The sequence below is a fragment of the Halobacterium sp. DL1 genome, from assembly GCA_000230955.3.
Lineage (GTDB): Archaea > Halobacteriota > Halobacteria > Halobacteriales > Halobacteriaceae > Halobacterium.
The window spans coordinates 196,338-208,283 of sequence record CP007060.1 but is presented as its reverse complement, the minus strand read 5'-3'; the positions used below and the strand labels follow the sequence as shown (position 1 = coordinate 208,283).

Below are 11,946 nucleotides of genomic sequence, written 5' to 3'. Positions count from 1 at the left end.
TCGACGTCGAACGAACCCTGTCCGGCGAGCCAGTTGCGTCGGCCACGATAGCGCGGGTGACTCGGGGGCCGTGAGCGCCACCGCCCTCGGCGCGCTCGCCACCGCCGGCGTCCTCGGCGTCACCCACGCCATCGAACCCGACCACGTCGCCGGCATCGCGTCACTCACCGGCGAGTACGGCGACTCGCGGCTGTCGGCGCTCGCCGGCGCGTGCTTCAGCCTCGGCCACGTCGCGCTCGTCGTCGCGTGGCTCGCCGCCGCCTCCGTCCTGCTCGGCCAGACCGACTTCCCCGCCGTCCTCGACGCCGTCGGCACCGCCGGCGTCGGCGTCGTCCTCGGCGCGCTCGGCGCCGCGATGGCTATCGGCGGCGCGCGACGCGCCCTCTCGACGGCCGAACACGACCACGGCGACACCACGCACAGCCACCCCCACGTCGCCCTCCCGCTCCCGGGGTTCGACGCCAGCGACCACGACCACGACACCGTCGCCTACCTCAGGACGGGCGCCGTCGGCGCGCTGTTCACGCTCTCCCCGCCCGTCTCCATGCTCGTCTTCGCCTCCACGCTGCTCGGGAACTACGGCCCCGGCGTCGTCGCGGCCGCCGTCGCTACCTACGCCGTCGCCATCACGGCGACAATGAGCGCGCTCGGTGCTGGCGCGGGCGCCCTGTTCAGCGCGACCCGCGGCGTCAGCGCCCGCACCCACGCCGCCGCGCAGACGGTCGCCGGCGTCGCCGTCGTAGCGCTCGCCGCGTCGCTGCTGGTCGGCGTCCTCGGGTAGCGGCGCCCCGCTACCGGGACCGGTCGACCGACGGCGTCAAACGCGCCGGCGCACTACACCCCGCCAATGCAGATTCGGTTCCTCGGCGGCGCCCGGGAGGTCGGCCGGAGCGCCATCCTCGTCAACGACAGCCTCCTGCTGGACTACGGGATGCAGTCCGGCACCCCGCCGCAGTTCCCCGTCGACTCGGTGGACCCCGACGCCGTGGTCGCGAGCCACGGCCACCTCGACCACGTCGGCCTGCTGCCCGCGCTCCTCTCCGGGGACCGCCGCCCGCCCATCCACTGGACGCCGCCCACGCGGGACCTCACGCGCCTCCTCGCGCAGGACACACTCAAACTCCAGGGGATGGCGCCCGGCGACCACCACAAGTGGAACGACCGCGGCGGGCGCTACGACTGCCCGTTCACGCACACCGAGGTCGCGCGCCTCGGCGAAGTCTCGGAGACCCACGGCTACGGGGAGCCGTTCGACGCCGCTGGCCACGAGGTGACGTTCTTCGACGCCGGCCACATCCCCGGAAGCGCCCACGTCCTCGTCGACGACGGCGAGACGAGCCTGCTGTACACCGCGGACTTCAACACCGAGGACCAGCGCTTGCTCTCCGGGACGACCGCGCGCCCGGACGCCGACGTGGTGCTCTGCGAGTCGACGTACGCGGACGTGACCCGGCCCGACCGCGCGACGGTCGAGGAGGGGTTCGCGCGCTCCGTGACCCAGACCATCCACGAGGGCGGCACCGTCGTCGTCCCCGCGTTCGCCATCGGGCGCACCCAGGAGGCGATGCTCGTCTGTGACGCCTACGACGTCCCGTGCTACGTCGACGGGATGGGCGTCGCGGTCACCGAGCGGTTCCGGGAGACCCCCGAGTTCCTCCGGGACCCCGACGCCTTCGGGCGGGCCTGCGGCCACGCGCGCTTCGTCGACGCGAGCACGCGGAACGGCCAGCGCCGCCGCATCGCGGAGAAGCAGACCGCCATCGTCACCACCGCCGGGATGCTCGCGGGCGGCCCGGCGATGACCTACGTCCCCGCCATCGCCGGCAACCCCCAGCACAAGGTCGCGTTCACGGGCTACCAGGTCGAGGGAACGCCGGGCAGAGAGCTCCTCGAGACGGGGAGCGCGGAACTCGACGGCCGCCACCGTCGCGTCGCCGCGCAGGTCGAGAGCCACGACTTCTCCGCGCACGCCGACCGCGACGGTCTGCTGGCGTTCCTCGACGAGTACCGCGGGAGCGAACTGCTCGTCAACCACGGCGACCGCTGCGCCGACTTCGCCGAGGAGCTGCGCGCCGACGGCTTCGCGGCGAGCGCGCCCGAACTCGGCGAGCGCGTCACCGTCTAATTACGGCCCGCGAGCGCGGCGGACTAGAACGCGACCAGGAAGCCGCCGCCCACGACGACGAACCAGCGGGAGCCGCGGGACGCGGACGCAGCCGACATTCCGGGGTGGTCGGCCGGGGCGCGCAAACAGCCACTGCATGAGGCGTTCGGTGCCGGGGTGCCCGCAGGAATAACCGGGTCGCCGTGCTACGAATGTACATGGACGACCCCACCCCCGACGAGCGCGATGCGCTCCACGAACTCCAGTTGGGCGTCGAGCACGTCTACCGCGCGTACGGACGCCTCCTCGGCTTCCACCACAGCCTCGGCCGCGGCGTCGACCACCTCGACGAGGCCGAGCAGTTGCTGCGGGAGACCGGTCACGATGAGTTCGCGGACGCGCTCCGGGACGACCACCTGCCCGCCGGCGCCGTCGGCGACCAGTGGAGCTACGAACTCGTCGAGGCGTTCCGGCACGGCCTGCTCACGGATGTCACGCAGTTCGAGACCGCGGTCCGCGACGAACTCGCTGGCGGCGAGGAACACGTCACCGAGCGCCGCCAGCAACGGGAGTGGCGCGAGCGCGCGGACTGGGAGGGCGACACCGAATAGAAGGGGTGTGCACCGAGACGGAGCACCGCGAGGACGGTTACTCCTCGGCGCGGTCGGCGTACGATTCGAGTTCCGCGGCGAGTTCGCGGGCCTCGTCGGGCGAGAGGCTAGCGCGGTCGGCGTGGGACTGGACCTCGTCGGTCTCGGTGTTGTCGAGTTCGAGTTCGAGGATCACGTCGCCGTCGCCGGTCGTCACGTTCAGCACGGCGGGAGCGTCGGTCTGCCAGCCGTGGCCCTCGACCTCACCGTCGAGCAGCGTGAACGTCGTGAACGCGTTGACCTTGAGGACGCGGTCGGCCATCGTCAGTCGTCCGCCGAGATGGTCTCGCCGTCGCCGTCCGTCGGGGCGGGGCTCGCGTCCAGGTCGTCCTCGTCGGCGTACGGGTACCACGTCATCTTCGTGTTGTGCATGTAGGGGTCCTCGTAGTCCGTCTCCTCGGGGTCCGCGAGGTCACCGAGCGCGTCCTCGTCGCGTGCGGCGACGAACTCCCGGAACGTCTCCTCGCCTTCCCGCTGTTCGTCGAAGGCGGCGAGCAGGTTCTGGATGTAGCCCGGCACCTCGTCGGCGGCCACGCGCATCTCCACCCAGTCCGCGAACTGCGGGTGTTCACCGAGGCCGCCGCCGAGGCCGACGTCGAGGGCCTCGACTGGTTCGCCGTCCTTCCGGGTCTTCATCCCGCGGAGGCTGACGTCCGCGATCTGGGGCTGGGCGCAGGAGGCGGTGCAGCCCGAGAGGTGGATGTGGAAGTCCGTCACGCCGTCGGGGACATCGACGTTCTCCTTCAGCCAGCGCGCGTAGCGCACCTGGCGGTTCTTCGTCTCCACGATGGACAGCGAGCAGAACTCCGTCCCCGTGCACGCGATGGACCCGCGCATGAACGGGTGGGGGTCAGGCGAGTAGTCCTCGAGCAGGTCCTCGGCGAGGAAGTCGTCGAGGTCGCTCTCGGGGACGTCGGTGACGATGATGTTCTGGCGCTGGGTCAGCCTGGCCTCTCCGGAGCCGTACTCGTCGGCGAGGTCCGCAAGTTCGATGACGTCGTCGACGCCCTGCCGGCCGACGAGGACGTTCAGCCCGACGTAGTAGTTGCCGTCGGGTTGCTCGTGGACGCCGACGTGGTCGCCGTGCTCGTCGCCGCCCGCGTTGTACGTGTACTGGTCGCGGAGGTCCTCGCCCGCGGTCTCCAGGTCCCAGTCGGCGTACTCCTCGTCGAGGACGCGGCGCACCTTCTCGGCGCCCCACTCGTCAACGAGGAACTTGATGCGGGCGTTGAAGCGGTTGTCGCGGTCGCCGTGGTCGTGGAACAGCCGCGTCGCCGCGTCCGCGATGTCGACGACCTTCTCCTCGGGTACCCAGACGTCGACGTCGCGGGCGAACCGCGGCTCCTTGCGCGCGAGACCCCCGCCGATGCGGACGTTGAAGCCGAGTTCGCCGTGCTTCTCGGCGGGTTCGAACGCGAGGTCGTTGATGTCGCCCTGGCCGCAGCCCTGGTCGCAGCCGGTGACCGACACCTTCCACTTCCGCGGGAGATTCGAGTGCTCGTCGTTGCCCTTGAACGTCTCGTGGAGTTCCTCGGCGACCGGCCACGCGTCGATATGCTCGTGGGTGTCCTTGCCGGCGACCGGGCAGCCGACGATGTTGCGCCAGGAGTCACCACACGCCTGCTGCGTGGAGAGGCCGTCGGCCTCCAGTTTCTCGAAGATGTCCGGGATGTCCTCGAGTTTGATCCAGTGGAGCTGGATGGACTGGCGGGTCGTCCAGTCGCAGTACGCCGCGCCGAACTCCGGATTGTCGACGGGACCGCGGGCGTACTCGTCGGCCACCTCCGCGACGGTGCGGAGCTGGCCAGGTTCGAGGACGCCGTTGGGCGTCCCGATGCGCATCATGAAGTAGGACTCCTGACCCTTCCGCTGGTGGTACAGCCCCCACCACTTGAACCGCTCGAACCACTCGTCGTGCTCGTCCTCGGGGATGGCGTCCCACCCCTCCTCCGCGAACCTGAACAGGTGCTCGCGGATGTCGTTGCCGTAAACTTCGTCTTTCCAGCGCTCGACGTCCGTGGCCATACCGACTAGTCGAGTCTCACCCTTACCAAGCCGCGTTTGGTGTCAAGGTTCCGTGCGGCAGGCCGATGTCGGCGAGCCCTGCCGGGACCGACGAACCCCCGTCGCGGTCGAAAACCCGTCGTCGGTCACGCGCCCGACCGGGAGCCAGGACGTCGTCCCGGCCTCGCCGCACGTCACGCAGTGGCCGGTCGCCCGGGCGTCCACGCGACGGCCGTCGGCACCGACCTCGACGAACGCTTCGACGGCCAGCCACGCCAGCGGGCACGCACAGAACGAGTCCGCGACCGGCCACACCTCGCTGGCGCCCGCCGCGCGGTCGTCGTTCACGCTGACCCACGCGGCGTCGTCGAGCAGTCGCAGTCGCGTCGCCATGCCACTACTCGGGGCCGCGTCCCCCTCCCCTCGTCGGCGCGGGCAACGCCTGCCAGTCGTCACGGACACCGTCAGGGCTCGCCGGTACCGGTCAGCACTGGCGGGCGTTGCGGGGGAAGCGACTGTTATGCGCTACCCTCCCCTAGCGAGGAGTATGTCAGAACGACCACGCGGCCGCCGCCAGCACGCGTCCGCCGACGTCGCCCCGGAACTGTTCGTCCCGACGGAGGGGGACGGCGAGTGAGCGACCGCACAGACCGCGACGACGACCACCTCGCGGACGTCGAACCCGGCGCCGGCTGCACGGAAATCTGGGAGTACCTCTCCGAGCGCCGCGAAGAGGCCGAGGAGTAACGCTGCGACGAGCAACAGGGACTTTACGCCGCCACCGCTACAGAACGTCATGACTGAGGACGACGGCCGGCCGCCGACGGACCGCGAGTCACCCGTCGGCGAACCCGTCGTTCGCGGCGACGAGCGGGTGACCGGTGACCACGCCAGGGACGCCGTCGCGTTCGACCCCGGCAACCCCGAGAGCGTCGCCGAGGCCGCCGACACCGTCGCCGCGTTCGCGCGCAACGAACTCGAAGACAGCCACCTGCACGTGCTCCGGGGCGCCGCGGCCTGCGCCGCGCTCGTGCGCGCGGTGGGGTCGTACAAGGCCGCCGCGGAGCGCGCCGGCGAGGGCGTCGGCGTCTCGTTCATCCGGAAGTGGGCGCGCGTCCACGACCTGCCGCGGGCGGTCCGCGAGCACGTCGCCCGCGGCGCCATCCCGCCGTCGGCCGCCAAGCACATCGCGCGCATCGACGGCGACGACCGGTACCTGCTCGCGTGGGCCGTCGTCGACACCGACCTCACGGTCCGGGACGTCCGGGCGGCCGCCAGCGAGGTCAACGACGGCCGCGACGTCGGGGACGTGCTCGCGGACCTCGGGGTGACGCCCGGCGAACTCCGTCTCAGACTCCCCCCGACGGTGTACCGCGACCTGCGGCGCCACGCCAGCGACCTGGACCGCGACCCGGACGACGTCGTCGCTGACGCGCTCCGCGAGTACTTCTCAGAGTAGACGACGCAGGGTGGCCGCGAGCACGTCGACGGCTGCCTCGACCTCCCGGAAGTCGATTGTTTCGTCGGGGAAGTGCGCCTGGTCGATGCTCCCCGGTCCGAAGATGACCGTCGGGATGCCGGCGTCGACGTAGTGGCGGGCGTCCGCGCCGTAGGTCACGCCCCGGGCCTCGGTGTCGTCGAAACCGTTGGCCGTCATCGCGCCCTGGACCGCGCGCACGACCGGTTCGTCCGGGTCGACCTCGGAGGGTTCGAACTGCACGGAGAACCGCTCGAACGCGGGCGGGTGCTCGCGGAGCCAATCGCTGTCCGCGACGACCGATTCGAGCGCGGCGTCGAACTCGGCCTCTACATCCGCGACTGTCTCTCCGGGCGCGACGCCGATGCGCCACTCGGCGGTCAGCGACGCCGGAACGGTCGACGCCCAGTCGCCCGCGTCGACGGTGCCGCAGACGACGGGCCACTTCGTCGGGAACGCCTCGTACAGCGGGTGGGTGACCCGGTCCTCGCGCTCGGCCGCGAGTTCCTCGAACGCCCGCTCGATGGCCTCGAAGTGGGGAAGGACGGACTCGCCGCGCCACGGCGTCGCCGCGTGCGAGGACCGGCCGGTGATCCGGAGACGCTTCATCAGGCTCCCCTCCGAGGCGACGACCGGCGTGAGTTCGGTCGGTTCGGCGACGACCGCGGCGTCGCGTTCGAATGGGTAGGGGTTGTCGAGTGCCGCAGCCGCCGCGCCGACACCGCCCTCCTCCTCGCCGGCGACGCCCTCGACGACCACCCTGCCGTCAAGGTCGCCTGCGCCGTCCGCAGCGAGTCGCTTCGCCGCGAACACGCACGCCGCGAACACGCACGCCGCCAGCCCGCCCTTCATGTCCGCGGCGCCCCGACCGGTGAGTTCGGTTCCATTCCACGTCGCCTCGAACGGCGGCGCCGACCACACCTCGGGGTCGGCGGGCACGACGTCGAGGTGGCCGTTGAGCACGACCGTCGGCCCCGCGTCCGGGTCGCCGAACTCGAGGACGCCACCGACGCTCGGGCGGTCGTCCGTGTCGATCTCCCGGGGCTCGTCCGGGAACGACGGATGGGACGCCAGGCGATCGGCGTCCGGCTGCCACGTGTACGTCTCGAAACCGCAACCGGCGAGTCGTGACTCGAACCACGCCGCCACGGCAGCCTCGTCGCCCGTCGTGGAGGCGAAGCCGACGAGGCGCGACGCGAACTCCTGGAGGTCGTCCATGGCAGAGGCGTCCACCGACGGCGGCCTAAGCCTTCCGGGCGAGTTCCGGGGATGGTAAACGTTTAACGTCGCGCCAAGAGACGTGTAACCGAGGGCCGGTAGCTCAGTTTGGCAGAGCGTCTGGCTTTTAACCAGACGGTCGCGTGTTCAAATCGCGCCCGGCCCGCTACTCTTAGACAACGACCGCGAGCGACTGCGATGTCGCTCGCGTCGTTTCGTAGTCGTGCCGCGGGCCAGCGATTTGAAGTACGGAACGAGCGACCTGTGGGAGCGAAGTTCCGGCGATTCAACATCGCGCCCGGCTCGCTTTTCGGTGACCCAGAACGGAGAGTGTCGGGCGTGAGACAGCCGACAACAAGCCGCCAGTTAGAACGCAGTGGGATCCAGCCAGACGATAAATCGGTCGTCGTCGTTGCGAACGACCCCGCGGGCGAGCGAACTCTCGACGTCCTCGCTGATGTCCTCCAGGTCGAACCCGATGACCTGACTGACAGAGTCGACGATCCAGCCGACAGGGTTGGCGTCTTCTCCCTCGCTGTCGAAGACGACGACGTGGTCACCGTCGCCGTCGCCCTCGGTGTCGAGTACCTCCTTCGGGTCGACGACGGTGGTAGTGCGACCACGCAGGTCCATGACGCCTGCGACGTGGGTGTCAGTCTCCGGAAGGGCGGTGACCGCCTGGTTGTAGTCCACGATCTCGTCCACCGCCGTGATCGACACGCAGTATTCCTGGCCGTCAAGCTGGAACGTGAGAACCTGCTCGTCGCCCTGTGTAGTGGTGACGGACATCGTCAGTCAGTCAGTTAGACTGTTGACAGCGTCGTCGATATCCTTCACCATCGCGGTCTGTTCCTCGACGGCAGCGGCGATATCCCGCGTTTCGTCGCTGACGTCGGCCGCGTGCTCCGAGGTCTCCCGAACCATCGCGGACACCTCCTCCGCGCTGGCGGCCTGCTGGTCGCTGGCGCTTGCGACCTCCTCGATGCCGTGGGAGACCTCGTCGACGGCCTCCGAGATCTCGTTCAGCGTGTGCATCGCCTCCTCTACTTTCTCGAGACCGTCCTCCACTTCGACTGTGTTCGTCTCGAGGTTCTCGACAGCGTTCTCAGCGTCGGTCTGAATCTCCGAGACCATAACCTCAATTTCGGCGGCCTGGTCCTGAGAGTCGCTAGCGAGTTCCTTAATCTCGTCCGCGACCACAGCGAACCCGCTACCAGCTTCACCTGCGCGTGCGGCCTCGATACTGGCGTTGAGCGCCAGCAAGTTCGTCTGGTCGGCAATGTCGTTGATGACCTCGGTGATCTCGTCGATTTTCTCGACGCCACGCTGGATCGTCCGGACGTCCTCGGCAACGGTGTCGGAGGCGCTCTGTATGCTCTCCATAGCGTCGATGACTTCGTCGGCGGACTCCTGGCCGGATTCGGCACTCGCGCGGGCTTCCTCGCCAGCAGACGATACCTGGTCAGCGGACGCCGCTACCTCCTCGATGGCGGCGCTCAGCTCCGACACTTCGCTGGAGACCTCCGCCATGTTCTCTGCCTGTCCATCGGACAGTTCGGTGATCTCGTCGATGGATCCGGCAATCTCGACGGAGGACCGGTGTAACTCCGCCAGCGACTCCTGTATCTCAACGATCTCCTCGTCGGCGTCGCCGTCAACGTCGTCAACGACATCTTCGTCGAGATCGTCCTCGATAGTCGTGGTATTGCTCTCGGCCATGGCAGACAATGACAGTAATGTTATAAATACGTTATGTGATTGGATTCGTATCTGATAACGGCCTGGAAAATATAGCAATAAATCCACGAAATGATCCACTAGAGGGCGAGAGTGACGGAATATACTGCGGTAAACAAAATGGAGGATATAACGTGCAATGACTCTCCCGACCCGAGATCGTTCCAGACTATCGACCATTCGGGGGTGCTGTCAAGCGTGGAAGACGACGGCAACGCAACCGCGGCTAGTAGCCGCGTAGGAGCTTCGTGAAAGATATTCGATATCTACTGTGTGTGCGTGAGCCAGGCGAGACCGACGCCGACGGCGACTGCCGCCAGCGCGCCGAAGATCTGGAGGACCGTCACCACGCCGCTGGCGCCGTACTGCCACGGCATCCCGACGAGCGTTCCGAGACCGACGAGCGCGAGGAACGCGCCGACGAGGACGCCGAACACGTCCAGCCTGTCCGCGAACAGCTGTTGCATGGAGGAGCGGTCGCCGCGGAAGACGTTAACGCTGACGAATCGAGAGTCGTCGGCTCAGTACCGGGAGGGGAGGAACGCGAGCATCGCGATCAGCGCCGCCGCGGACAGCGTCAGGATGACGACGCCCCAGAGGCCGTTGACGCGCTCGTTGAAGAACTGCTGGGCGTCGACGTCGTCGCTGTAGTCCGCGTAGTCGGTCGTCAGCTGGAGGACGGTGGTGCCGTCTTGCTGGGCGAAGTGCGCCCTGTAGTCGGTCTCACCGAATGTGGTGTTCTCGCCCTCGCTGAACGAGAGGTCGTTCGTCATCGGCGCGAACCACTCGATGGTCACCTCGCTCGGGCTGACCGAGGCCACGGTGGTCTCGTTGTCGTTGCCCTCGTAGTCGACGACGTCCCCCTCGCTGAACTCGAAGACGCTCGGCTCCGGGAGGTAGTCGTCGCGGGGCACGAGCGTGCGGTTCTCGCCGTCCTCGATGACCACGTACGTCGTGCCGTTCTGCTCGACGGTGGGGCGGTCGACCGTCTGGTTCTCCTCGAGCGTGAACGTCGTCGGGTCCTCTCCGTCCGGAATCACGACCGTGTAGTTCGCACCCTGGTAGGCGACCGTATCGTTCTCGCTCCAGGTCTCTGTGTACTGGGCGGACTCGTTGACCCACGTCGCCGACGCCGAACCCTCGGAGACCTCACCGAACTGGTACTCCGTTCCACCGACAGTCCGGGTCTCGTTCGATGCGACAGAGTAGTCCGGGTCCTCCAGCGACACCGCCGGCTGCTCTGCGGCGCCGATGAGTGCGAACGAACCGGCCGCCAGCAGAACCAGAATAGCGACGGATATCGCTGCAGCACGTCGTTGCATACTCGAAGCGTGTAGTGGGCGGCGTATAATCGTTACTTTCCGCGGCCGAGACAGCCGCGGGCGGGTCGTGCAGCCGCCCTCCTGTCAGCGCCCCGTCGGTGTCAGACCTCGTAGGAGACGCTCAGGACGCGCTCGCCGGCCGGCGTCTCGACGGTTACCGTGTCCCGCTGGTCTCCCCAGACGGGGTCTCCGGCGCCCCAGTAGTAGTGGTCCTCCGTGTCTCGCTCGTCCCCGCTATGGAGAGTTACCTGCTCCCTGGGTGCGAGCGTCGTTCCTTCCGGGAACCGGTAGGACCGCCCCTCGTCGTTGTGGACGACCCACCCGGAGAGGTCGAGGCGCTGGTCGCCGTCGTTCTCGAAGACGAGGAACTCGTCGTCGACGTCTCGACCCATCCCCGACTGGGCGCCGTGAATCTCGTCCAGCACCAGTCCCTCCGTCGCAGCCGTTGGCCCGTGCTCGGTGTCGGCCGCCGGTGCGACCGACGCGTCCTCGGGTTCGTCGTCGCCGTGGTCCACGCTCTCTCCGTGGTCGTACGCGACCGGTTCGTGGTCGCCCGTGTCGCTAGTCGCCAACGGCTCGGTGTGGTCTTCGACCGACTCGCCCGGTGGTTCGTCGCCGTCACCGATGCCCACCGCGTCACGGTCGACCACGTCGAAAATTGGGTTGTCTCGCTCGTTCGGTTCGGCCGGCCGGTAGACGAGCACCTGGTCCGTGCTCTCGAAACGCTCGAAGAACTGCTCCCAGGAAAGCGCCTCCGCCGACCCGTTCGTCGGCCTCTCGATGCTGAGTTGACGACGGCCGTCTGAGCGCTCGACGACGTTCGGACTCGCACCGTGACTGTCGGCCAGCTCCCGGATCTGGTCGTGGGCCGTTACTACGCGGAACGTCGCCAGGTTGGTGTCGTTGGTCATCGTTCCGCCTCGATTCCTAGTTGGGCGAACAGCGACTTAGCCTGTGGGCTGCAGCCGCAAGGTCGGCGCGCTCGTCGCGGCCGACTAGTGATGTCTCTCGGCGGTCGTCTTCGTCCTCGCGAAAAGCCAAGGGCCGGATTCGAACCGGCGATGGGCGGCTCTGCAGGCCGCTGCGTTAGGCCGGACTCTGCCACCTTGGCGCAGTTCGTCGTACTTGGTTCGCTCGCTTAAACGTAGCGGTCCACAGTGTCGCTACTCCGCGAAATAAATGCAGAAAGCCCCGAACAGCGCTGTTGCTGTTCGAGGCTATGAAAGTATGAATGGCAGGCGGCGAACCGAATTTCCCAGAGGCTCGCGCACTCCAGTACTGATCGGAACGCAGGCGGGCTTATCTTCCGTGTTCGGGATGGGTACGGGAGTGGCCCCGCCGCTATGGCCGCCTTAATACCGACCAACGGAATCGAACCGTTGTACGCCGACGTCGGCGGACGTCCGTGTGTATGTGCAATCCAGTTAACGCCTG

General features: G+C 68.2%; 15 protein-coding genes, 2 tRNA genes and 1 rRNA gene. 7 read left to right on the top strand and 11 right to left on the bottom strand.

Annotation, left to right across the window (positions count from 1 at the left end):
- The first annotated feature begins 70 nt into the window (after positions 1-70).
- The 3 genes from HALDL1_02590 to HALDL1_02580 all read left to right on the top strand — a co-directional run bounded on the left by HALDL1_02590 (position 71) and on the right by HALDL1_02580 (position 2,715).
- Positions 71-781 carry a hypothetical protein gene (locus HALDL1_02590; GenBank protein ID AHG05098.1) on the top strand — a complete coding sequence of 237 codons (711 nt, stop codon included), beginning with the start codon at positions 71-73 and terminating at the stop codon, positions 779-781.
- Positions 782-847: 66 nt separating this feature from the next.
- Positions 848-2,125: a beta-lactamase gene (locus HALDL1_02585; GenBank protein AHG02631.1), complete on the top strand. Its 1,278-nt coding sequence runs from the start codon at positions 848-850 to the stop codon at positions 2,123-2,125.
- Positions 2,126-2,322: 197 nt separating this feature from the next.
- Positions 2,323-2,715: a hypothetical protein gene (locus HALDL1_02580; protein ID AHG02630.1), complete on the top strand. Its 393-nt coding sequence runs from the start codon at positions 2,323-2,325 to the stop codon at positions 2,713-2,715.
- Between the two features lie 37 nt (positions 2,716-2,752).
- Here HALDL1_02580 and HALDL1_02575 read toward each other — a convergent pair whose 3' ends face one another.
- From HALDL1_02575 to HALDL1_02565, 3 genes are read right to left on the bottom strand one after another with little or no spacing between them, the layout of a single operon-like run.
- Positions 2,753-3,016 carry a hypothetical protein gene (locus HALDL1_02575; GenBank protein ID AHG02629.1) on the bottom strand — a complete coding sequence of 88 codons (264 nt, stop codon included), beginning with the start codon at positions 3,014-3,016 and terminating at the stop codon, positions 2,753-2,755.
- 2 nt (positions 3,017-3,018) lie between these two features.
- Positions 3,019-4,779 (bottom strand): ferredoxin--nitrite reductase, encoded by a 1,761-nt coding sequence (locus HALDL1_02570; GenBank protein AHG02628.1) that lies wholly within the window; start codon positions 4,777-4,779, stop codon positions 3,019-3,021.
- Between the two features lie 42 nt (positions 4,780-4,821).
- Positions 4,822-5,151, bottom strand: a complete 330-nt coding sequence (locus tag HALDL1_02565; GenBank protein AHG02627.1) for a hypothetical protein — start codon at positions 5,149-5,151, stop codon at positions 4,822-4,824.
- Positions 5,152-5,305: 154 nt separating this feature from the next.
- On the opposite strand from HALDL1_02565, the gene HALDL1_02560 reads away from it, so the two are divergent.
- Genes HALDL1_02560 through HALDL1_02550 form a run of 3 tightly spaced genes read left to right on the top strand, consistent with a single transcriptional unit; the run spans position 5,306 to position 6,217 of the window.
- Positions 5,306-5,395 carry a hypothetical protein gene (locus HALDL1_02560; GenBank protein AHG05097.1) on the top strand — a complete coding sequence of 30 codons (90 nt, stop codon included), beginning with the start codon at positions 5,306-5,308 and terminating at the stop codon, positions 5,393-5,395.
- A complete protein-coding gene (locus HALDL1_02555) occupies positions 5,392-5,505 on the top strand; it encodes a hypothetical protein (protein ID AHG02626.1) in 114 nt (37 codons plus the stop codon). Before HALDL1_02560 ends, HALDL1_02555 begins: the two co-directional genes overlap by 4 nt.
- Positions 5,506-5,554: 49 nt before the next feature.
- Complete coding sequence (locus HALDL1_02550; protein AHG02625.1) at positions 5,555-6,217, top strand: hypothetical protein; 663 nt, start codon at positions 5,555-5,557, stop codon at positions 6,215-6,217.
- Here the strand turns inward: HALDL1_02550 and HALDL1_02545 are convergent.
- Complete coding sequence (locus HALDL1_02545) at positions 6,209-7,453, bottom strand: peptidase M20 (GenBank protein AHG02624.1); 1,245 nt, start codon at positions 7,451-7,453, stop codon at positions 6,209-6,211. The genes HALDL1_02550 and HALDL1_02545 overlap by 9 nt on opposite strands.
- Before the next feature lie 92 nt (positions 7,454-7,545).
- On the opposite strand from HALDL1_02545, the gene HALDL1_02540 reads away from it, so the two are divergent.
- A tRNA-Lys gene (locus HALDL1_02540) sits at positions 7,546-7,619 on the top strand.
- A 200-nt stretch (positions 7,620-7,819) separates the two neighbouring features.
- Here the strand turns inward: HALDL1_02540 and HALDL1_02535 are convergent.
- The 7 genes from HALDL1_02535 to HALDL1_02505 form a co-directional block, all read right to left on the bottom strand.
- Positions 7,820-8,242, bottom strand: coding sequence for a chemotaxis protein CheW (locus HALDL1_02535; protein ID AHG02623.1), 423 nt, complete (start codon positions 8,240-8,242; stop codon positions 7,820-7,822).
- Between the two features lie 6 nt (positions 8,243-8,248).
- A complete protein-coding gene (locus tag HALDL1_02530) occupies positions 8,249-9,172 on the bottom strand; it encodes a histidine kinase (GenBank protein AHG02622.1) in 924 nt (307 codons plus the stop codon).
- A gap of 284 nt (positions 9,173-9,456) precedes the next feature.
- The gene (locus HALDL1_02525) at positions 9,457-9,657 is read right to left on the bottom strand and encodes a hypothetical protein (GenBank protein ID AHG02621.1); all 201 of its coding nucleotides are present in this window, start codon (positions 9,655-9,657) and stop codon (positions 9,457-9,459) included.
- A gap of 54 nt (positions 9,658-9,711) precedes the next feature.
- Positions 9,712-10,512, bottom strand: coding sequence for a hypothetical protein (locus tag HALDL1_02520; GenBank protein ID AHG02620.1), 801 nt, complete (start codon positions 10,510-10,512; stop codon positions 9,712-9,714).
- Between the two features lie 101 nt (positions 10,513-10,613).
- Positions 10,614-11,423, bottom strand: a complete 810-nt coding sequence (locus tag HALDL1_02515; protein ID AHG05096.1) for a hypothetical protein — start codon at positions 11,421-11,423, stop codon at positions 10,614-10,616.
- Positions 11,424-11,547: 124 nt separating this feature from the next.
- Positions 11,548-11,623, bottom strand: a tRNA-Cys gene (locus HALDL1_02510).
- Positions 11,624-11,745: 122 nt separating this feature from the next.
- A 5S ribosomal RNA gene (locus HALDL1_02505) occupies positions 11,746-11,867 on the bottom strand.
- Between the last annotated feature and the right edge of the window lie 79 nt (positions 11,868-11,946).

Coding starts and splice junctions, on each gene's coding strand:
- HALDL1_02525 (AHG02621.1), bottom strand. CDS start 9,657: ATGCAACAGCTGTTCGCGGACAGGCTGGACGTGTTCGGCGTCCTCGTC.
- HALDL1_02560 (AHG05097.1), top strand. CDS start 5,306: ATGTCAGAACGACCACGCGGCCGCCGCCAGCACGCGTCCGCCGACGTC.
- HALDL1_02575 (AHG02629.1), bottom strand. CDS start 3,016: ATGGCCGACCGCGTCCTCAAGGTCAACGCGTTCACGACGTTCACGCTG.
- HALDL1_02530 (AHG02622.1), bottom strand. CDS start 9,172: ATGGCCGAGAGCAATACCACGACTATCGAGGACGATCTCGACGAAGAT.
- HALDL1_02565 (AHG02627.1), bottom strand. CDS start 5,151: ATGGCGACGCGACTGCGACTGCTCGACGACGCCGCGTGGGTCAGCGTG.
- HALDL1_02515 (AHG05096.1), bottom strand. CDS start 11,423: ATGACCAACGACACCAACCTGGCGACGTTCCGCGTAGTAACGGCCCAC.
- HALDL1_02570 (AHG02628.1), bottom strand. CDS start 4,779: ATGGCCACGGACGTCGAGCGCTGGAAAGACGAAGTTTACGGCAACGAC.
- HALDL1_02580 (AHG02630.1), top strand. CDS start 2,323: ATGGACGACCCCACCCCCGACGAGCGCGATGCGCTCCACGAACTCCAG.
- HALDL1_02550 (AHG02625.1), top strand. CDS start 5,555: ATGACTGAGGACGACGGCCGGCCGCCGACGGACCGCGAGTCACCCGTC.
- HALDL1_02520 (AHG02620.1), bottom strand. CDS start 10,512: ATGCAACGACGTGCTGCAGCGATATCCGTCGCTATTCTGGTTCTGCTG.
- HALDL1_02535 (AHG02623.1), bottom strand. CDS start 8,242: ATGTCCGTCACCACTACACAGGGCGACGAGCAGGTTCTCACGTTCCAG.
- HALDL1_02585 (AHG02631.1), top strand. CDS start 848: ATGCAGATTCGGTTCCTCGGCGGCGCCCGGGAGGTCGGCCGGAGCGCC.
- HALDL1_02545 (AHG02624.1), bottom strand. CDS start 7,453: ATGGACGACCTCCAGGAGTTCGCGTCGCGCCTCGTCGGCTTCGCCTCC.